This is a genomic window from Janthinobacterium sp. SUN206, assembly GCF_030587305.1.
GTDB lineage: Bacteria > Pseudomonadota > Gammaproteobacteria > Burkholderiales > Burkholderiaceae_D > Janthinobacterium > Janthinobacterium kumbetense.
Window position 1 is genome coordinate 56,106 of the sequence record NZ_JAPWIB010000006.1, and the last position, 21,514, is coordinate 77,619.

Here is a 21,514-nt window from a genome sequence, read left to right on the forward strand (position 1 = left end):
AACGGGCCGGAGCGGGCATGCAGCATGCCGGCCGGCATACTGCGTTAGTGCGCTTCGGCGCGCGATAAGTTCCGCGCGCCTTGTGCTTATATTATGGCATTACGACAGGTTCGGCGCCAGCCAGCGTTCCACGTCCTCGATGCTGACGCCACGGCGCTTGGCCATGTCTTCCACCTGGTCCATGCCGATCTTGCCGACGACGAAGTATTTTGACTCCGGGTGGGCAAAATAGAACCCGGACACGGCCGCGCCGGGGAACATGGCATACGATTCCGTCAACTGCATGCCGATTTCCTCGGCTTGCATGACCTCAAACATCTCTTTCTTGACGGTATGCTCGGGGCAGGCCGGGTAGCCTGGCGCCGGACGGATGCCGACATATTTTTCGGCGATCATGTCGTCGTTGCCCAGGTGTTCGTCCGGCACATAGCCCCACAAATCCTTGCGCACGCGCTCGTGCAGGTATTCGGCGAACGCTTCGGCCAGGCGGTCGGCCAGGGATTTGAGCATGATGGACGAGTAATCGTCGTGCGCATCCTCGAAGCGTTTTTCGTATTTCTCGATGCCCAGGCCGGACGTCACGGCGAACATGCCGATGTAATCCTTTACGCCCGATGCCTTCGGCGCGATGAAGTCGGCCAGGCACTGGTTCGGACGCTGCACGCCGTCGACCATGGGTTTCACGCCCTGCTGACGCATGCCGTAATACGTGAACGCCACGCTACTGCGCGTATCGTCGGTGTACACCTCGATATCGTCGTCATTGACGCTGTTGGCCGGCAGCAAGGACACCACGCCGTTGGCCGTCAGCCAGCGTCCGTCGATGAGTTTTTTCAGCAAGGCCTGGCCTTCCGCGTAGACCTTGGTGGCCGCGTCGCCCACCACTTCATCCGTCAGGATGGCGGGGAAGGGGCCGGCCAGGTCCCAGGTCTGGAAGAACGGGCCCCAGTCGATGTAGTTGGCCAGCGTGGCCAGGTCGACATTTTTAAACACGCGGCGGCCGATGAACTTCGGTTTCACGGGCGTGCAGGCGCCGTCGAAGGGCACGAGCATCTTGTTGGCGCGCGCCTGCGCCAGCGGCAAAATCGGCAGCGCCTTCTTGTTGGCGTGCTGCTCGCGGATGCGCGCGTAGTCGAGTTCGATGTCTTCCACGTATTTGTCGCGCTGTTCCGGCGTCAGCAAGGATTGCGCCACGGACACGGAACGCGAGGCGTCCGGCACGTAGATCACGGGGCCTTCGTAGTTGTGCGCGATCTTCACGGCCGTGTGGGCGCGGCTGGTGGTGGCGCCGCCGATCAAGAGGGGAATCTTCAGCATGCGGAAGTGTTCGTCGCGCTGCATTTCCTTGGCGACATACGCCATTTCTTCCAGCGATGGCGTGATCAGGCCCGACAGGCCGATGATGTCGGCGTTTTCCACCTTGGCGCGGGCCAGGATTTCCGAGCACGGCACCATCACGCCCATGTTCACCACTTCGAAGTTATTGCATTGCAGAACGACGGTGACGATGTTCTTGCCGATGTCATGCACGTCGCCTTTCACGGTCGCCATGATGATCTTGCCTTTCGGCTTGGCGACGATGCCCGTACGCTTTTCTTCCAGCAGCTTTTCTTCCTCGATGAACGGGATCAGATGGGCCACGGCCTGTTTCATCACGCGCGCCGATTTCACCACTTGCGGCAGGAACATCTTGCCTTGGCCAAACAGGTCGCCGACCACGTCCATGCCGGCCATCAGCGGGCCCTCGATCACGTGGATGGGGCGTCCGCCATTGTGCAGCAGTTCCTGGCGCGCTTCTTCCGTGTCTTCCACGATGAATTGCGTGATGCCGTGCACCAGCGCATGCGACAGGCGCTCCTGCACCGTGCCTTCGCGCCAGGCCAGGGTTTGCGCCTCCGCCTTGCCGCCCGCCTTCAGGGTGCCGGCAAATTCGATCATGCGCTCGGTCGAGTCTTCGCGGCGGTTCAGCACCACGTCTTCCACGCGCTCGCGCAATTCCGGGTCCAGGTTGTCGTACACGCCCACCATGCCGGCGTTGACGATGCCCATGGTCATGCCGGCCTTGATGGCGTGGTACAGGAAGACGGTATGGATGGCTTCGCGGGCTGGATCGTTGCCGCGGAAACTGAAGGACACGTTCGACACGCCGCCCGAAATCTTCGCGTACGGCAGGTTTTCCTTGATCCAGCGCGTGGCGTTGATGAAGTCGACGGCGTAATTATTGTGCTCTTCGATGCCGGTGGCGACGGCAAAGATGTTCGGATCGAAAATGATGTCTTCCGGCGGGAAGTCCAGCGCATCGATCAATAAATGGTATGCGCGCGCGCAAATTTCGATCTTGCGCTCGAAGGTGTCGGCCTGGCCCTTCTCATCGAAGGCCATGACGATGACGGCCGCGCCGTAGCGGCGGCACAGCTTTGCCTGGCGCAGGAATTCCTCTTCGCCTTCCTTCATGGAAATCGAGTTGACGATGGCCTTGCCCTGCACGCATTTCAGGCCCGCTTCGATGACCGACCATTTCGACGAGTCGACCATGATGGGCACGCGCGAAATGTCGGGTTCCGAGGCGATCAGGTTCAGGAAGCGCGTCATGGCGGCCAGCGAGTCGAGCATCGCTTCATCCATATTGATATCGATCACTTGCGCGCCGTTTTCCACTTGCTGGCGGGCCACGGATAGCGCCTCGTCATATTGCTCGTTGAGAATCATGCGCGCGAACGCCTTCGAGCCCGTGACGTTGGTGCGCTCGCCCACGTTGACGAACAGCGACTCGTCATTGACGACGAACGGTTCCAGGCCCGCCAGGCGCAGGTCGTGCGATGGGGCCGGCACGGTGCGCGGGGTGTTTTTTGACAGCAACTCGCCGATGGCGGCGATGTGCTCGGGCGTGGTGCCGCAGCAGCCGCCCGCCATGTTCAGGAAGCCCGCGTCGGCAAATTCGCGCAGCAGGGCGGACGTGTCGGCTGGCAACTCGTCGAAACCCGTGTCGCTCATGGGGTTGGGCAAGCCCGCGTTCGGGTAGATGCACACGAAGGTGTCTGCGATCTTGGCCAGCTCTTCCGCGTACGGGCGCATCAGGGCGGCGCCCAGCGCGCAGTTCAGGCCGATGGTCAGCGGTTTCGCGTGGCGCACGGAATTCCAGAAGGCGGGCACGGTCTGGCCCGACAAGATGCGGCCCGATGCGTCCGTGACGGTGCCGGAAATCATCAGCGGCAGGCGCACGACATCCGGGTTTTGCTCGTAGAACAGGTCGATGGCGAACAGGGCCGCCTTGCAGTTCAAGGTATCGAAGATGGTTTCCACCAGCAACACGTCGGCGCCGCCTTCCACCAGGCCCTGCGTCTGCTGCAGGTAGGCGGCCACCAGTTGGTCGAAGGTAACGTTGCGCGCGGCAGGGTCGTTCACGTCGGGCGAGATCGACGCCGTCTTCGGCGTGGGCCCGAGGGCGCCGGCGACGAAGCGCGGCTTGTCCGGCGTGGAATATTTATCGCAGGCGGCGCGCGCCAGCTTGGCCGCCTGGACGTTCATTTCATAGGCCAGGTGGGCCATGTGGTAATCGTCTTGCGCGATCGTCGTGGCGCCGAAGGTATTCGTTTCGATCAGGTCGGCGCCGGCCGCCAGGTAGCGCTCGTGGATTTCCTGGATGATGTGCGGCTGCGTCAGGGTCAGCAACTCATTATTGCCCTTGACGAACAGTTCGCGCGCGCCACTGTCGGCCGGCGCGGCGAAATCGATGAAGCGGCCGGCGGGGCCGCCGCGGTACGCTTCTTCGTCGAGCTTGTATTGCTGGATGATCGTGCCCATGGCGCCGTCGAGAATCATGATCCGCTGCGCCAGAATGGCGCGCAAGGTGGCTTCGGTCGGGGACATGGCGGGGATCACGGTATCGTTCATTTCATGCTTTCAATAGGCAAACGGGCGGCGGCGCGGCGACAAGACGTTACGAGGCGGATGCGGGTCAGCAGGATCAGCTGACGGAGAGTTGCCGGCCGGGTAGGGCAGGCAGAAGGTGGCAATCGCCTGATTTCACCGGGTCTAAAATTATACGGCATCAGGCTGCTTTGGTTTTAAGCAAAAGCGGCCGTTCGCCCCACGGCAGGCCTTCTTGCAACACATCGCCTGCCGCCACGCCTGCTTCTGAAAATTACATTCCTGAAAATCTTACTCAAAACGTTAATTCTTCCAGCAAAGTTGGCAGAACAATATGGCGTCTAGGCTGTGGAAAAATTTCCACATTATTTGCGCCGCATCAGCATATTTTTAATGAGTTGAATGGCAATAGCTGCAAAGGAAAGTAATTTTGATTTTAGCCAATACAGAGTGAGGGGAATAATGCTCAGAGTAAAGTTTGCCAAGCAGATATTTTAATTATTATCAAAACCAATTGAATCAAAAGCATTAATAGTTGTCTTTGGGAATCGAACTAAACCATAATATTGGTTCTTCGAAATTAAATTCTCACCAAAAGTCACCAATATGTCACATTTATCTCGTGTCCTCCCCGGCATCGCGCTGCATCAACATGGTTGCCAGCCATGAAAAACCATCTGCTTGTCGCATTGTTTGTCATGCTGGGCCTGTCCGCCTGCGGCGGTGGTGGCGGTGGGGGCGGCGACACGGTGGTGGCGACCACGTCGGGCACGCCCGTGCTGCTGCCTGCCGTGACGGCCGTTTCGGCGGCGAATGTCGCCGTCGGTGGCAGCCTGGTGCTTACAGGCACGAATCTGAGCCGCGTGACGGCTTTCCAGGTTGGCGGCGTGACCGTTGCCACCAGCGCCGCCAGCGATACCAGCATCACCCTGACCATGCCGGGCGTGCCCGTATCGGGCGCCTTGAGCCTCGTCAGCGCCAGCGGCACGGCGGCCACCAGCTATAACGTCAATGTGTACCTGCCATTGAGCGTGGGCAGCGTCGCACCGGCGACGGGCGGCGTCGGTTCCAGCGTGACGATCACGGGCGGCGGCATGGGCGCCGTGACGGCGGTGCAGTTTGGCAATGGCGCGGCGGCAACGCCGCAAAGCCAGACGGCCGGCAGCGTGACGGTGCTGGTGCCTGCGGGCGCGGCGACAGGCGCGCTGACGGTGCGCGGTCCCTACAACGATGTGCTCAGCGGCGACACGTACACGGTGCTGGCCAGCGTGACGGTGACGTCGATCACCTCGGCCGTCAATAACGGAAGCTTGTCCGTGACGGTGCAGGGCAGCAATCTCGACCAGGTCACTTCGGCGTCGGTGGGCAATACGCCGGCCGTCATCGTCAGTGCCAGTGCCAGTCAGCTGGTATTGTCTGCACCAGACTCGGCAACGGGCAACGTGATGCTGGCGGCGGCGTCGCGCATCGCCGTGAATGCGGGCACGGTGTCGGCCTTTACCCTGGGCAGCATTGATTTCGCGCAAGTACTGAATTTGAATGCCAGCAATACGGCCTTGCGCTTGACGCGCGGCAAGTCGGCCGCCGTGCGCGTGTCCGTGCTGGCCGGTCAGGCGGGCCAGTCCAGCCCGGCGGTCACCTTGAATGCGACCGCCGCCAATGGCAGCAACCTGGGCAGTATCGCGATGACGGGGCCGGCGCTCTTGCCGACGACGAAGAACGATGACAGTTTCAACGGCAATTTCAGTGCCGTCCTGCCTGCAGGCTGGATCTTGCCCGGCGTGCGCGTGCGCGTGACGGCCGTCGGCAATGACGGCGTGCAAGTGAGCCAGGAAGCGACGCCCGTGGTGGCCAGCCTGGCCAAAATTCGTCTGGTGCTCGTGCCCTTGAGCACCGATGATGGCGTGGCGCAACTGCCTGACGCTGAGGTGATCCGCGCCGCGCTGCTGCGCGTGTATCCGTATGCGACGGAAAATATCAGCATCACGACGCGCGCCGCACTGAGCATGCCGGGCAGCAGCACGGCCGACAGCTGGTGGAGCGATGCCCTGGGCAAGCTGGAAAACCGGCGCGCGCTGGAAGACAGCGGCGCCTACTATTATGGTTTCGTGCCGAAGATGTCCGTCACCAACGCCGCCGGCCTGGCCTACATCAACCAGCGCAGCAGCGGCAACGACTTTACGTCGGCCATCGGCCTCGATGCCCAGTCCAATAGCATCGCGGCGGTCGACCCATTCTCCAATCAATGGCCTCTGTGGCTGACTACGCTCGTGCATGAGCTGGGCCATAATCACTCGCTGCAGCACGTTCCCTGCGGCGGTCCGGCTGGCGCTGCTGTCGACTACCCATATGCGAATGGCAATCTGGGCCCGCAACCGCTGTACAACAGCAACTATGCAGGCAGCATCGGCCAGCTGAGCAAGGCAGTCTATGGCAACACGCCGATGAAGGACGTGATGAGCTATTGCAGCGGCGCCTGGTTCTCCGACTACAGCTATGCGCGGGTGCAGCAATTCCTGGAAAAACGCAGCACGCAGATTACGGGCAGCAATGTGCTGGCCGCCAGCATGGCCGTGGCCGAGAACGGCTACCTGACCATTTCCGGCCGCATTACGCCTGGCGGCGTGGCCCTGCGCCCGGCCGTTGCCTCGTCGGCGCGCATCGGCACCGCTGCCAGCGGCAGCGGCCATGCTTATACCTTGCGCGTGTTGACGGCGTCCGGACAGACTATCGACTTGCCCTTCGATGGCGTCTCCGTGGCCGACCATGGCGGCAACGCCATGAGCCACTTCCGCGTCAGCTTCGCCAATCCGGGCGAAATCAGCGATGTGCAAGTGTTGGCAAATGGCAAGGCTTTGGCCAAGCTGGAACGTCCGGCGCGCCGCAGCAAGGCCGCCGCCAACGATGCCACGTTTGATGCGACGCAAAGCGGCGGCCAGCTGGCGCTGGTCTGGAATGCCGAGGCGGAACCGTATGCCGCCGTCATGCACGTGGCTGCCGATGGCCGCAAGACGGTGGTCGCCAGTGACTTGACGGGTGGCAAAGCCAATGTCGACGTGAGCGCCTTGCCGGCCGGCGGCCGTTTCGAGGTCAGCCTGTCGTCGTCTCTGGGCGCACGCCTGATGAAGGTGCAGCGCCGCTAAGCTAGCGGGGCGGATGCAAAAAAGGCTTGCCGCGGCAAGCCTTTTTTTATGGCCATCGGGATGATGGCGCGGTGCAATCCGGTGAAGTCAGGCGAAGCGCTTGCCTTCGAGGGGGAAGCCCTTGATGAATTCGGCCGCAGGCAGGCGCTTGCCGCCCGGTTTTTGCAGTTCCGTCAGGCGCAGCGAGCCATTGCCGCAGGCCACGACGATGCCGTGCTGGGCGTCGGCTGCCAGTACCTGGCCCGGCGCTTCCTTGCTGTCCGCTTCGAGCACATCGGCGGCCCAGATCTTGATGGTGGTGCCATCGACCTGGCCGCAGGCGCCGGGAAACGGATTGAAGGCGCGGATCTTCAGGCCCAGTTCCAGCGCCGGCAGGCTGAAATCGAGCGCCGCTTCTTCCTTGGCGATCTTTGCCGCATAGGTGACGCCCGCTTCAGGCTGGGGCACGGCTTCCAGCGCTTGCTGCTGCATCTTGCGCAGGGTCTCGACGATCATCTTGCCGCCCAGGGTGGCAAGCTTGTCGTGCAGGCTTGCCGTGGAATCGCCCGCTTCGATGGGCGTGCGCTCGATGGCCAGCATGGGGCCCGTATCGAGGCCTTCTTCCATCTGCATGATGGTCACGCCCGTTTCATCGTCGCCGGCTTCGATGGCGCGGTGGATGGGCGCGGCGCCGCGCCAGCGCGGCAGCAGGGAACCGTGGATATTGATGCAGGGTTTGATGTCGAGGGTGCTGCGCGGCAAGATCAAGCCGTAGGCCGCCACCACCATCACATCGTAGTCGGTGGCCAGCAGGCGCTCGTGCGCTGCTTTTGCCTCGGCGGCGCGCTGCGGGTCCTTGCTGTCCATGCGCAGCGACAAGGGCTGCAGCACGTCGATGCCGTGCTGCTGTGCATATTGCTTGACGGCCGAGGCGTGCAATTGCATGCCGCGTCCGGCAGGGCGGTCGGGCTGGGTCAGCACCAGCGGAATCTCGAATCCCGCTTCGTGCAAGTCTTTCAGGGCCGTGGCGGCAAATTCAGGCGTGCCTGCGAAGATCACTTTCATATGGTTCCTTGACGTGAGGTGCGCAGGCCCGCGCCGGAGGCGCCAGGCTGGCGTGGTGTTACGGTCAGTCTTTGCGGTCAGTCTATCAGCACAGCTGCAAAAGCGGCTTAGAAGCGGCGGTTCTGTGCGCGCAGGCTCGCTTCGCGCTCGAGACCACGGATTTCCTTGATCATCTTGGTCTTGATGCGGTTGCGCTTGAGCGGCGACAGGTATTCGACGAATACCTTGCCCAGCAAGTGATCCATCTCATGCTGGATGCAGACGGCCAGCAAGCCATCGGCTTCCAGTTCGAACTGCTTGCCGTGGCGGTCCAGGGCGCGCACCCTGATGCGGGCCGGGCGCTCGACGCCGTCGTAGACGCCAGGCACGGACAAACAGCCTTCGTCGTAGACCTGCTTTTCCTCGCTGGCCCAGGTGATTTCCGGGTTGATGAACACTTGCAGCTGGTTTTTTTCTTCGGTGATGTCGATCACCATCATCTGGATATGCGCGTCCACTTGCGACGCGGCCAGGCCGACGCCCGGGGCGTCGTACATGGTTTCAGCCATGTCGTCGATCAGGGTTTGCAGGCGCGCGTCAAATTCGGTGACGGGCTTGGCGACCGTGTGCAGGCGAGGATCGGGGTAACGCAGGATATTTAATATGGACATACGGATTCGACTGGTTAAGGTGGGCGCCGGTGCGCCGGATTATTCATGCCTGGGCCATGCGAACGATGGCAGGGCTATTTTCTGTTGGGTACGCCATGCTTGGGCGCGTATGGCACAACGGCGCGGCAGATGCGTTTGCCAGTGCGCTAATCGTTTGCTGCAAAGGGAAATTTTATCACAGACGCCCATGCTCCTGTGGATGGGGGGCCGTTTTGCACGCGCATTGCACGCATCCTTGCGCGCGTCGGTATCGCGTGCGCGCCATCGCGCTAGCATGGGAGGGCACAGTACACAGCGAGGTGGTCATGCATGCACTTGCAACGATGGCAGACACGGCCACGGAATTGGCGGGCTGGCTGCGCCTGCAGCATCTGCCCGGCGTGGGGCCGGTGGCGGCGCGCGCCTTGCTGGCCCGCTTCGGCTTGCCGCCGGAGATTTTCGCCACACCGTTCGAGACCTTGCGCGAAGCGGTGCCGGCCAGCGTGGCGCGCGCCATCGTGCAGCCGCCCAAGCCCGTGACCAACAGCCAGCTGGAACTCACCCTGCAGTGGCTGCAGCGGCCCGGCAACGCCTTGCTGACCCTGGCCGATGCCGCGTATCCGCCCCTGCTGCTGGAAATCGCCGATCCGCCGCTGTTGTTATATGTACGGGGGCGGGCGGAACTGCTGTCGCGTCCCGGCGTGGCCATCATCGGCAGCCGCAATGCCAGCGCGCAAGGCATGCAGAATGCGGCCGCTTTCGCGCAAGCGCTGAGCATGGCGGGCCTGACCATCATTTCCGGGCTGGCGCTGGGCATCGATACGCACGCGCACGAGGGCGGCTTGCGCGGCGCGGGCGCTACCGTCGCCGTGATCGGCACGGGCGCCGACCTGGTGTATCCGCGACGTAACCTTGATCTAGCGCAAAGAATTGCCGAACAGGGTTGCATCGTCAGCGAGTACGCGCTGGGCTTGCCCGCCATGCCAGCTAACTTTCCGCGCCGCAACCGCCTGATCAGCGGCCTGGCGCGCGGCGTGCTGGTGATCGAGGCGGCCGCGCAATCGGGTTCATTGATCACGGCGCGCCTGGCCGGCGAGCAGGGGCGCGATGTGTATGCCTTGCCCGGTTCCATCCATGCGACCCTGGCCAAGGGCTGTCATGCATTGATCAAGCAGGGCGCCAAGCTGGTCGAGTCGGCTGATGACGTGCTGCAAGAGTTGCAATGGCTGGGCGGCGTGCCCCAGGTGCCGCCAGCGGTGGAGGACGAGCCGCCGCTGCTGGCCGCGCTGGGCCACGATCCCCTCGATGCCGACACCCTGGCCGCGCGCAGCGGCCTGGCCATGGGCGCGCTGATGGGCGAATTGCTGGCGCTGGAGCTGGCGGGCCGGGTGGAACGCTTGCCGGGAGGACTGTTTCAACGCTGTAAATGACAGCTTGTCACTTGTGTGGCGGCCTTGCCGCACGGGGGCGCTTTGTCGGCGCACACCCTTGTGTCGCAGCGAACTTAGCTGATAGAGTAGAGCCATGTTCGATATCCTGGTGTACCTCTACGAGACTTACTATCGCCCCGATGCCTGCCCCGAGCCGGCAGTCCTGGCGCGCAAACTGTCGGCCGTCGGTTTCGACGACGTGGAGATTTCCGAAGCGCTCGTCTGGCTGACGGACTTGAACGCCATGGCCGGCGTCGAACAAACCCTGACGGCCAGCTCCACGGGCACGCGCTTCTATGTGCAGCAGGAAAGCGACGTGCTGGGCACGGCCGCCGTCGGTTTCATCCAGTTCCTGGAAAGCGCCAAGGTGCTGTCGCCGCTGCAGCGCGAAATCGTCATCGAACGGGCGCTGGCGCTCGACGAGGCACCCGTTTCGCTGGGCAAGCTGAAAGTCATCGTGCTGATGCTGCTGTGGAGCCAGGGCAAGGAACCGGACGCCCTGATGTTCGACGATCTGTTTGTCGACGACGAAGACCTCCCGCCGCGCTTATTGCACTAATATATAGACGTCGCTGGCGGCCGCTGTCGCTGCCTGCCGACCCTGGCGCCGCTGCCGCGCCATCCCCTTTACCATGTGCTGCACCAGCGCGCCCGCCAGCCTGTTGTGTTTGCGCTTGCGCATTCTTGCTTGCAGATAACTTGCCGAATTCTTCAATAGGCGCTTATCATTGGCCGCTTGACAAGACCACAAGTCACAAGGCCTTGCGCAGACAAAAGCGTCGGCGCCTGGCAATGCACTGTATGATGCGCATGCTGAAACTATCCTAGAGCATTTTTCGAGACTAAAAAATATGACAAAAACCCTCATCATCGCCGAGAAGCCTTCTGTCGCGAACGATATCGCGAAGACGCTTGGCGGCTTTACCAAGCACGATGAGTACTTTGAATCGGATGAATACGTCCTGTCGTCGGCGGTCGGCCACTTGCTGGAGATCGCCGTGCCGGAAGAATTCGACGTGAAGCGCGGCAAATGGAGTTTCGCGCACTTGCCGATGATTCCACCGTATTTCGCGCTGAACCCGATCGCCAAGACGGAAGCGCGCCTCAAAGTATTAAACAAGCTGATCAAACGCAAAGACGTCACCACCCTCATCAACGCATGCGATGCGGGGCGCGAAGGCGAGCTGATTTTCCGCCTGATCGCGCAAAACGCGAAAGCCAAGCAACCGGTCAAGCGCCTGTGGCTGCAGTCGATGACGCCGGGCGCCATCCGCGACGGTTTCTCGCACCTGCGCAGCGATGAAGAAATGCTGCCGCTGGCCGATGCGGCCCGCTGCCGTTCGGAAGCCGATTGGTTGATCGGTATCAATGGCACGCGCGCCATGACGGCGTTTAATTCGAAAGAAGGCGGTTTTTATCTGACCACCGTGGGCCGCGTGCAAACGCCGACCCTGTCCATCGTGGTCGAACGCGAAGACAAGATCAAGAAATTCGTGCCGCGCGACTTCTGGGAAGTGCGCGCCGAATTCGTTTGCGCGGCCGGCATCTATGAAGGCCGCTGGCTCGACACGAAGTTCAAGAAGGACGAGAACGACCCCGAGAAGCGCGCCGAGCGCCTGTGGAGCAAGACGGCTGCCGACTCGATCGCCACCGCCTGCCGCGGCCGCCAAGGCAATGTCACGGAAGAATCGAAACCGACCACCTCGATGGCACCGGGCCTGTTCGACCTGACCAGCCTGCAGCGCGAAGCGAACTCGCGTTTCGGCTTCTCGGCCAAGAACACCCTGGGTCTGGCCCAGGCGCTGTATGAAAAGCACAAGGTACTGACGTATCCGCGTACCGATTCGCGCCACCTGCCGGAAGACTACATGCCGACCGTGCTGCAGGCGCTGGAAACGGTCAAGGACAACAGCAACTACCACCAGTTCGCCAAGCAGATCATCGACAAGGGCTGGGTCAAGCCGAACAAGCGCATTTTCGACAACACCAAGATCTCGGATCACTTCGCGATCATCCCGACGACGATCGCGCCGAAGAACCTGTCCGAGCCGGAACAGAAGCTGTATGACCTCGTCACGCGCCGCTTCATGGCCGTGTTCTTCCCGCCTGCGGAATTCCAGGTCACCACGCGCTACACGGAAGTGTCCGGCCATCAGTTCAAGACTGAAGGCAAGGTCATGACCAATCCGGGCTGGCTGGCCATCTACGGCAAGGAAGCGTCGACGGACGCCGACAAGGAAAGCAATGGCAACGGCAACCTGGTGCCAGTGGCCAAGGGCGAAAAAGTGCAGACGGAAAGCGTCAACGCCAACGGCCTGGTGACGAAGCCGCCTGCGCGCTTCACGGAGGCGACCTTGCTGTCGGCCATGGAAGGCGCCGGCAAGCTGATCGACGACGACGAGCTGCGCGATGCGATGGCCGGCAAGGGTCTCGGCACCCCGGCGACGCGCGCGGCCACCATCGAGGGCTTGCTGACGGAACGCTACCTGATCCGCGAAGGCCGCGAATTGATTCCGACGGCCAAGGCATCGCAGCTGATGACTTTGCTCAAAGGACTGGGCGTCAACGAATTGACGGCGCCGGAGCTGACGGGCGAGTGGGAATACAAGCTGTCGCAGATGGAAAAAGGCAAGATTTCGCGCGAAGAATTCATGCGCGAAATCGCGCAGATGACGCAGATCATCGTCAAGCGCGCCAAGGAATACGATAATGACACCATTCCCGGCGACTATGCGACCCTGGAAACGCCATGCCCGAATTGCAGCGGCGTGGTGAAGGAAAACTACCGTCGTTTCGCCTGCACCAAGTGTGAATTCTCGATGAGCAAGACACCGGGTTCGCGCCAGTTCGAAATTGCCGAAGTGGAACAATTGCTGAAGGACCGCACCATCGGCCCGCTGCAAGGCTTCCGCTCGAAGATGGGCCGTCCGTTCGCCGCCATCCTGCGCATCGTGCGCGATGAAGAGATCAAGAATTTCAAGCTGGAATTCGATTTCGGCCAGAACGACGAGAGCGAAGATGGCGAAGGCGTCGATTTCACGGGCCAGACGCCCGTGGGACCGTGCCCCAAGTGCAACGCCGGCGTGTACGAAATGGGCCTGGCCTATGTGTGCGAACACAGCGTGGCGAAACCGAAGACGTGCGACTTCCGCAGCGGCCGTATCATCTTGCAGCAGGAAATCTTGCCGGAACAAATGGCAAAACTGCTCAACGACGGCAAGACGGACTTGCTGCCGGGCTTTGTTTCGCAGCGTACCCGTCGCCCGTTCAAGGCATTCCTCGTGCGCGGCAAGGATGGCAAGGTGAGCTTCGAGTTTGAAGAGCGCAAGGCCAAGCCGGGCGCCAAGACGAAGGCGGCAGCGGCCGAGGCCGAAGGCGAAGAAGGCGCGGCGCCAGCAAAGAAAACGGCCGTCAAGAAAGCGGCAGCCGTCAAAAAAGCGCCGGCCAAGAAAGCTGCGGCCGTGAAAAAGCCGGCTGCCAAGAAGGCGCCGGCGAAGAAGGCGGCAGCGGCGGAGTAATCCGGCGCCCGCCAGCCAGGCAAACAAAAGCCAGGGATTTCCCTGGCTTTTTTTACGTCCCGAGGCTGGCTAAGAGCCTGTCCCAGTAGATGAATACATCCCCCGCTGGCGCGCCTCAGAAGCGGGGACTGCGTTGATCGTCGTCGCGTGGCTCGCCACGCGTCCTCCTCACGCCTTGTCCGCGCTCCTGATGTGCTGCCAGCAGAAGACGCTCCCTACTGGGATAGGCTCTTAGTCCAGGTAGTCCGAATACTCGCGCTGCGCGTAGTACTGCAAGTTGGCCCACGGCTGCGCCTTGCTGACGGTGGGCTGCAGCTTGACGTCGACCCGGCGATAGAAGGTATTCGCGCGGTCGCCGCTCTCGATGATCAGCGGAATCTGTTTTTGCTCATCCCACAGGATGCGCTGGAACACGCCATTCTTTTCCACTTCGCGCCAGCGCGCGCCCGTCACGTTCGACGCGTGTTTCGACAGCGGCATGGCGGCCACCAGTTTCGGGTCCAGCAGATAAAAACTGTTTTCCCAGGAACCGTCGAAATTGACGTTTTCGTACTCGGCCTTGGGGATGGCGACGACGATCTTGTCATGCGCATCGATGTATTCCACGCGTACGGTGTTCTTTTCCAGCGTCACGTGGCGCGGTATCAGCACGGGATTGAAGTGCTTGTGCTCATGCTGCGTGGCCGCGGTCGACGTTTTCAATGCCACTTTCTTGTTTTCACCGTGGCTGTGGCCCGCATGCGCATCGGTCGACGGCGCCAGCACGCGCTCGACCCACACGTGGCCGGGGCGGCGCAGCATCTTTTCTTCGTAGCGGCTTTCGCGCGTCACGCCTTCCGGCGTCAGGACGCGGCTGTAATAGGTGATGCCCAGGTCCAGGTCGGCAGGAGCGGCAGGCGTGGCAGGAGCGGCTTGCGCGCTGGCGGCAAAGCCGGCGGCCAGGAGGACGGCGATCAGGGACGATTTCATGGTGTTGCCTTTACGTGCAGAGGGGCGGAGGGCATACGCCATCCGCCCCGGTGGGGTTACCGTGTTGATGTGGATCAGAAGCCGAAGGCCGCCTTCAGCAGGTCAAACACCTTGGTGTTGTCCAGGGTGCCCTTGAAGGCCTTCGCGCCGGCGCCCGTGGCCAGCAGCTTGACGTCGCCGCCGCCGTGGGTTTCGCTGGCCAGGCGCACGCCTGTTTCTTGCAGGTAGTTGTCTTTCAGGGCCGTGGCGCTGTCGACGTTGCTGCGCAGGGCAGGGCGGTTCGGGCCGTTGCCGAACACCAGGGTGGTGTAGGTATTGCCATCGGCATCCTTGCTCGGCTGGTTATCCTTGTAGCCGCGGTTGATGTCGAGGATGTGGTTGCCGCGCTTGCCGTAGCCGTTGAAGGCCAGGGTGTGGTCATGGTCGGCCGTGACGACGATCAGGGTGTTGGCCAGCGTCGGATCGGTTTCCTTGATCTTGGCGATGGCCGCCTTGATGGCGTCGTCGAAGGCGATGGTGTCCGTCAGCGCGCGCTTGGCGTTGATGCCGTGCAAGGCGTGGTCGATGCGGCCGCCTTCGACCATCAGGAAGTAGCCGTTCGCGTTTTTCGACAGCAAGTCGATGGCTTTCAGCGTCATTTCCGACAGGCTAGGCTGGGTCGCGCCTTCGCCCAGCGGCGGCGTGGCGGTGCGGTCCAGTTCATATTCCAGGTGGCTGCGGGTGCTGTACAGGCCGATGAATTTCTTGCCGCTCTGCGCCGCGGCCATTTCCGCCTTGTTGGCGGCCACGGTGTAGCCCTTGGCGGCAAATTCCGTCAACAGGTTGCGGCCATCGGCGCGGCCATACTTGTTGCTGGCCGACCAAGGCGTAAAGTGGTTGCGGCCGCCACCCATCAGCACGTCGACGCCGTCGCCCAGGGCCGCGTTGTAGCCCGTGCCGCCCGGCACCGTTTGTGCAGCGATCGCGTATTGCGCATTGCGGTTGCAGATGTGCGAGAAAGTCGTCGCCGGCGTGGCGTGCGTCAGTTCCGTGGTGGTGATGGCGCCCACGGCCTTGCCCTTGGCTTTCGCCAGTTCCAGGATGGTCGGCGCGCTCTTGCCGCCGGCCGGGCAGTTATCCACGCCCAGGTTGCCGTTGACGTCGCGGCTCGGTTCCTTGGCGATGGTGTCCTGCGCCATCGAGATGACTTCATTGTTCATCTTGACGCCGGTCATGTAGGCGGCCATCGATGGCGCGCTGTCCGTCGTTTGCGCATCGTTCGAGAACGTCTTGATGCGCGCCGTGCGCTCCAGCGTGTCCATCGTCAGGTTGCCGTCTTCCTGGTACTGGTAGATGCGCGCTGCCGTCACGACGGACGGGCCCATGCCGTCGCCGAGGAAGAAGATGACGTTCTTGGCGTCGGCGGCGTAGGCGCTGGCGACGCTGGCGGCCACGAGCGTGGTCAGCATGGAGAGTTTCAGGGCCGATTTCAGTGCGGCGGGTGTCGATGCAAGTTTCATGTGCTTGTCCAATTCTTGTCTCTTGGGGATTACAGACCGCCGGCGGTCTTGACCAGGCCGAATACTTTGGTGTTTTCGATGGTGCCAAGGAAGGTTTCCGAACCCTTGCCGATGGCGCCCAGGAAGACGTCGGTGCCGCCGTGGGTTTCATTGCCGACGGCAGTGCGGATCACTGCTTCCTGGTGGTAATTATTGGCGCTGGTGACGGTTTCATCGAGGCTGGCCATGGCGGCGCGGCTCGATTGCGTGCGGTTTTCGCCATTGCCGAAGCCGATGATCGAATACGGTGCGCCATCCAGGTCTTTCTCGACCGCGCCGGTCACGTAGTTCTTCACCACGCCCAGCACGCCAGGGTTGCCGGCAGCCGTCTTGCCCGTGCGCTTGGCGTAGCCGTTCAGCACCAGCGTGTGGTCATGGTCAGCCGTGACGACGATCAGGGTATTGGCCAGGGTCGGATCGGTCAGCTTGGCTTTTTCGATGGCGGCCTTGATGGCGTTGTCGAACGCGACGGTGTCTTGCAGCGCTTTCTTGGCGGTCGTTTCGTGCAGCGCATGGTCGATGCGGCCGCCTTCGACCATCAGGAAGTAACCCTTCTTGTTCTTCGCCAGCACGTCCATGGCCTTGGTGGTCATTTCCGCCAGGCTAGGTTCCTTCGCTGCGTCGCGGTCCAGGTCGTAGCTCATGTGGCTGGACGTGAATACGCCGAACAAACGCTCCGTCTTGGCCGCATCGACGGCCTTGAAGTCGGTGGCGTTGTTGGCGACCGTGTAGCTTTTGGCTTTCAATTCGGCGATCAGGTCGCGGCCGTCGGAACGCTTGCCGCCATCCTTGAATTGCGTGAAGAATTGCGCGCCGCCACCGAGGACCACTTCCAGGCCGGTGGTGCCCAGGGCGCTGTTGTAGCCCGTGCCGCCCGGCACCAGGGCCGCGGCGATATCGTTTTCCAGGTCGCGGTGGCAGATGTGCGAGTAGGTTGCGGCCGGCGTGGCGTGCGTCACGCGCGCCGTGCTGACGACGCCGGCGGCGAAGCCCTTGGCCTTGGCCAGTTCCAGCAAGGTGGTGGCGGGCGTGCCGTTGCCGGTGCCGCATTTGTTGACCAGCTTGTTGTTATTCGCATCCGTGCCCGGATCGATGGCGACCGTGTTGGCCGACATGGAGATGACTTCATTGTTCATCTTGACGCCGGTCATGTAGGCGGCCATCGATGGCGCGCTGTCCGTCACTTGCGCGTCGTTCGAGTACGTTTTCACGAAGGCCGTTTCCGGCAGGGTGTCCATGGTCAGCGCACCCTCTTCACCCACGGAATAGATGCGCGCGGCCGTCATGGTGGTCAGGCCCATGCCATCGCCAAGGAAGAAGATGACGTTTTTCGGCGGCGCTTCAGCCACTGCCTCTTCTTTTTTTGCGTCGCTGCCGCAGGCGGCCAGCATCAGGGTGATGGCGACGCTGCAGCCAGCGACGGAAATTTTTCTGCGTGTCATGTGGTTCATCCGGCTAGGTTTGAAAGAGCTAGCAAGATAACAATCCAATGTGACACCCTCATGACGCTGTGACACATTTTGCGACGGCACTACGCCGCCGCAGTGGCGTGACTTTGGCACGCGCCGTCGTTGGAAAAATACGCCGTAGCGTGTTCGTCATCGCGTGATTGCATCGATATAAGCAACAAACTATTGCGCTTTACCTAGTTTTTCTACCGCTTTGAGCAACGTAAGATGCAGTCATCCCAATCATCTTGTGAAGGCGCATCATGTTCTCCAAATCCATCAGCAGCGTTCTTGTCTCCACCCTGTTTGCCGCCGGCGCCGCCTCGGCCGCCGCCAGCGCACCCCTGACCCTGGAAGTCTTCAATCCGGGCGAAGCGGCCATCTTTCCCGTCGCTTCCGTGCTGGTCGCGGGCAAGCATGACGCCGTGCTGATCGATGCGCAATTCTCGCGCGCCGAAGCGCAAAAACTGGTGGAAAAGATCCGCGCCAGCGGCAAGAAACTGACGACCGTGTACATCAGCCACAGCGATCCCGATTTTTACTTTGGCCTCGACGTGATCAAGGCAGCGTTCCCGCAGGCGAAAATCGTTGCCACGCCAGAAACCGTCGCGGAAATCCGCCGCAAGGCTGACGCCAAGGTCGCCTACTGGGGCCCGATCCTGAAAGACAATGCGCCGCACGGCATCGTCATCCCCGACGCGCTGAAGGGCAAGCGCATCAGCCTGGAAGGCCAGTCGCTGGACATCGCCGGCCCGACGCCAGCGCGCACCTATGTGTGGATTCCATCGATCAAGGCCGTCGTCGGCGGCGTGGTGCTGTTTGGCAACTTGCACGTGTGGACGGCCGATACGCAAAGCCTGCAATCGCGCCAGGACTGGCTCAAGACGCTGGACGGCATCGCCGCGCTGAAACCCGTCACCGTCGTGCCGGGCCACTTCAAGGTCGGTTCGCTCCTGACGCCGGACAGCATCGGTTTTACGCGTGACTACCTGGTGACGTTCGAAGCGGAAACGGCCAAGGCCGCCAATTCGGCCGCCCTGATCGAAGCGATGAAACAGCATTACCCGAAGCTGGGCCTCGATGGCGCCCTGGAGACCAGCGCGAAGGTCGCCAAAGGCGAAATGAAATGGTAAGCGGCAACAAGGAGTCAAGCATGCCCACACTGCACTATATTTTCGACCCCCTGTGTGGCTGGTGCTACGGCGCCGCGCCGCTGGTCGAGGCGGCGCGCGCCGTGCCCGGACTGACGCTGGCCTTCCACGCCGGCGGCATGATGACGGGCAGCAATCGCCGCCAGATCACGCCCGCCTGGCGCGGCTATGTGCTGCCGCACGACCGGCGCATCGAGCAATTGTCTGGCCAGCCGTTTGGCGATGCCTATGTCAACGGCTTGCTGAACGACACGACGGCCATGATGGATTCCGAACCGCCGATCACGGCCATCCTGGCGGCCGAATCGCTGGCTGGCAAGGGCCTGGACATGCTGCAACGCGTGCAACGGGCCCATTACGTGGACGGCTTGCGCATCGTCGACCTGCCCGTGCTGGTGGCGCTGGCGCAAGAACTGGGCATGGACGGCGCCGCCTTCGAGGCCGCGTATGCGCAACAGGCGGGCGCCGCCACGCAGCGGCATATCGACGCCAGCCGCGCCTTGCTGGCGCAGGTGGGCGGCCAGGGCTTTCCCACGTTCGTACTCGACGATGGCAGCGGCAAGCTGTCCGTGATCGATATCGGCGGCTTCCTGGGCCAGCCGGTGAAACTGCAGGCGCAACTGGGCGGCGTGTGCGATGCGCAAGGTTGTGCATTGTAAATATCTATCGGTTCGATAAAATCAATTAGCTTTTCCTTTGTTGTTGACCTCGTTACACTAGTTCTATTAGTCAACAACGAAGGAAAAGCAGCCATGAGCCAACAGCCGCCATTCAGTACCGCCTCGGGCATCCCCGTCGCCGACAACCAGAATTCCCTCAGCGCCGGCCCCCGTGGCCCCTTGCTGCTGCAAGACTTCCACCTGATCGAAAAACTCCAGCATTTCAACCGCGAGCGCATCCCCGAGCGCGTGGTGCACGCGAAAGGTTCGGGCGCCTATGGCACCTTTACCGTCACGCACGACATTTCACGCCATACCAAGGCCAAGCTGTTCAGTGAAGTGGGCAAGCAGACGGCCACCTTCGCGCGTTTTTCCACCGTCGGTGGCGAACGCGGCAGCGCCGACACGGAACGCGACCCGCGCGGCTTCGCCGTGCGCTTCTATACGGAAGAGGGCAACTGGGACTTGGTTGGCAACAACACGCCCATGTTCTTCATCAAGGACCCGATCAAGTTCCCCGACTTTGTCCACACGCAAAAGCGCGATCCGCAAAGCAACTTGAAATCGGCGGAAATGATGTTCGATTTCTGGAGCCATGCGCCGGAAAGCTTGCATCAGGTCACCATGCTGTTCTCGGACCGGGGCACGCCGGACGGCTACCGCCACATGGATGGTTTCGGCAGCCACACGTATAGCCTGATCAATGCCGACGGCCAGCGCGTGTACGTGAAATGGCACTTCAAGACGCGCCAGGGCATCAAGAACCTGCCTGCCGCGGAAGCGGGCCGCCTGGCCGGTGCCGACCCCGACTACGCCCAGCGCGACCTGTTCGGCGCCATCGAGCGCGGCGATTTCCCCCAGTGGGAAGTCAAGCTGCAGGTGGCGACGCAGGAGCAACTCGATGCATGGGAGCAGCGCACGGGCTGGAACCCGTTCGATTTGACGAAAGTGTGGCCGCATGCGGACTTCCCGCTGTTGCCAGTCGGTATTTTCGAGCTGAACCGCAACCCTGACAATTACCACGCGGAAGTCGAGCAAGCGGCCTTTTCGCCGGCCAACGCCGTGCCCGGCATGGGATATTCACCGGACAAGATGCTGCAAGGCCGCTTGTTCGCCTACCACGACGCCCAGTTGTACCGGGTCGGCACGAACCACCAGCACTTGCCCGTGAATGCGGCCCGCTGCTCCTTCCACAACCAGCAGCGCGATGGCGGCATGGCGATCAACAATGGCGGCGCGGCGCGCAACTATGCGAACGTGGCGGCGGCAGGCACGCAGCCGCAAGGGCTGGGCCACGGCGAACCGGCGTTGGACCTGGCCGGCGGCGCGGCGCGCTACGATGGCCGCGGCGTGGAAGATGATTACACGCAAGCCGGCAATCTGTTCCGCTTGATGTCGGTGCAGGCGAAGCAAAACCTGTTCGACAACCTGGCCGGTCCCTTGAGCCAGGTGCGGCCGGAAACCCTGCAGCGTCAGCTGGGCCACTTCGACCGTGCCGATGCCGCGTATGGCGCCGGCGTGCGGGCCGCCTTGCAGGCGCGTGGCGTGGTGCTGTAATTATGTGTTGCAGGCGGAACAAGCTTGTTCCGCCTGTTGTTGATACAGCACAAATTAGAGGGAGATACCAAATATTGCCGTATGGACATATTTGCCGCCCATGCGTAGACTTGTCGGTCTGATGATCGCGCCGCCTTCCTGGCAGCGTCCTGACTAGAAAGTCTTGTAATATGAATATGGCGAAGCTGTCGGTGCATGGGGACGACCCCACGCTCAAATCCATCCTCGAAGTCTTGCCCACGGATCCCGAACGGCAATGGCGCAAGGGCGAGGCGAAGGGCGCGGGCCGCGTACATCTCGATTCCGGCTTCGAGGTGCTGATCGCGCAGGCATCCAAATCGCAAGTATTGCCCTCGCGCATACGCAGCTACCTGGCCGAATGCCGCTCGCGCGGCGTCAGCTTCACCATGCCGCGTATCGTCGCCGAGCTGCAACTGGAGCTGAATGGCGACGACACGGTCGACTCTCCGCTGGATCTGACCCTGGCCGACATGCAGCACCTGACGGAAATGGGCATCAGCCTGAGCCTGGTGACGCGTTGCGCCGAGGCTTGATGAG

14 protein-coding genes are annotated in these 21,514 nt (G+C 62.1%); 8 read left to right on the top strand and 6 right to left on the bottom strand.

Annotated features, from left to right (window positions below; translation table 11 throughout):
- Positions 1-99: 99 nt before the first annotated feature.
- Positions 100-3,894 (bottom strand): methionine synthase, encoded by a 3,795-nt coding sequence (metH, locus tag O3300_RS26260; protein WP_305054552.1) that lies wholly within the window; start codon positions 3,892-3,894, stop codon positions 100-102.
- A 641-nt stretch (positions 3,895-4,535) separates the two neighbouring features.
- Here metH and O3300_RS26265 point away from each other — a divergent pair.
- A complete protein-coding gene (locus O3300_RS26265) occupies positions 4,536-7,013 on the top strand; it encodes an IPT/TIG domain-containing protein (RefSeq protein ID WP_305054553.1) in 2,478 nt (825 codons plus the stop codon).
- A gap of 87 nt (positions 7,014-7,100) precedes the next feature.
- On the opposite strand, the gene fmt is transcribed toward O3300_RS26265, so the two are convergent.
- Both fmt and def read right to left on the bottom strand, forming a co-directional pair.
- Positions 7,101-8,057 (bottom strand): methionyl-tRNA formyltransferase, encoded by a 957-nt coding sequence (fmt, locus tag O3300_RS26270; protein ID WP_305054554.1) that lies wholly within the window; start codon positions 8,055-8,057, stop codon positions 7,101-7,103.
- 107 nt (positions 8,058-8,164) lie between these two features.
- Positions 8,165-8,707: a peptide deformylase gene (gene def / locus O3300_RS26275; RefSeq protein ID WP_305054555.1), complete on the bottom strand. Its 543-nt coding sequence runs from the start codon at positions 8,705-8,707 to the stop codon at positions 8,165-8,167.
- Between the two features lie 515 nt (positions 8,708-9,222).
- On the opposite strand from def, the gene dprA reads away from it, so the two are divergent.
- The 3 genes from dprA (at position 9,223) to O3300_RS26290 (ending at position 13,634) form a co-directional block, all read left to right on the top strand.
- Positions 9,223-10,116: a DNA-processing protein DprA gene (gene dprA / locus O3300_RS26280; protein WP_369812326.1), complete on the top strand. Its 894-nt coding sequence runs from the start codon at positions 9,223-9,225 to the stop codon at positions 10,114-10,116.
- A 94-nt stretch (positions 10,117-10,210) separates the two neighbouring features.
- Entirely contained in the window at positions 10,211-10,675 is a 465-nt protein-coding gene (locus tag O3300_RS26285; RefSeq protein ID WP_099665525.1) for a DUF494 family protein, read from the top strand.
- Between the two features lie 292 nt (positions 10,676-10,967).
- Positions 10,968-13,634, top strand: coding sequence for a DNA topoisomerase III (locus O3300_RS26290; RefSeq protein ID WP_077399489.1), 2,667 nt, complete (start codon positions 10,968-10,970; stop codon positions 13,632-13,634).
- Positions 13,635-13,865: 231 nt separating this feature from the next.
- Here O3300_RS26290 and O3300_RS26295 read toward each other — a convergent pair whose 3' ends face one another.
- From O3300_RS26295 to O3300_RS26305, 3 genes are all read right to left on the bottom strand, one after another.
- Positions 13,866-14,603: a hypothetical protein gene (locus tag O3300_RS26295; RefSeq protein WP_305054557.1), complete on the bottom strand. Its 738-nt coding sequence runs from the start codon at positions 14,601-14,603 to the stop codon at positions 13,866-13,868.
- A 74-nt stretch (positions 14,604-14,677) separates the two neighbouring features.
- Complete coding sequence (locus O3300_RS26300) at positions 14,678-16,051, bottom strand: alkaline phosphatase (RefSeq protein WP_305054644.1); 1,374 nt, start codon at positions 16,049-16,051, stop codon at positions 14,678-14,680.
- Between the two features lie 80 nt (positions 16,052-16,131).
- Complete coding sequence (locus O3300_RS26305) at positions 16,132-17,583, bottom strand: alkaline phosphatase (RefSeq protein WP_369812323.1); 1,452 nt, start codon at positions 17,581-17,583, stop codon at positions 16,132-16,134.
- A gap of 269 nt (positions 17,584-17,852) precedes the next feature.
- Here O3300_RS26305 and O3300_RS26310 point away from each other — a divergent pair, with 269 nt between their 5' ends.
- The 4 genes from O3300_RS26310 to O3300_RS26325 all read left to right on the top strand — a co-directional run bounded on the left by O3300_RS26310 (position 17,853) and on the right by O3300_RS26325 (position 21,510).
- Positions 17,853-18,722: an MBL fold metallo-hydrolase gene (locus O3300_RS26310; protein WP_305054558.1), complete on the top strand. Its 870-nt coding sequence runs from the start codon at positions 17,853-17,855 to the stop codon at positions 18,720-18,722.
- Between the two features lie 20 nt (positions 18,723-18,742).
- Positions 18,743-19,399 carry a DsbA family protein gene (locus O3300_RS26315; protein ID WP_305054559.1) on the top strand — a complete coding sequence of 219 codons (657 nt, stop codon included), beginning with the start codon at positions 18,743-18,745 and terminating at the stop codon, positions 19,397-19,399.
- 93 nt (positions 19,400-19,492) lie between these two features.
- On the top strand, positions 19,493-20,956 hold the full coding sequence (locus O3300_RS26320; protein WP_305054560.1) for a catalase: 1,464 nt from the start codon (positions 19,493-19,495) through the stop codon (positions 20,954-20,956).
- Between the two features lie 170 nt (positions 20,957-21,126).
- Entirely contained in the window at positions 21,127-21,510 is a 384-nt protein-coding gene (locus tag O3300_RS26325) for a hypothetical protein (protein ID WP_251350992.1), read from the top strand.
- Positions 21,511-21,514 lie beyond the last annotated feature (4 nt).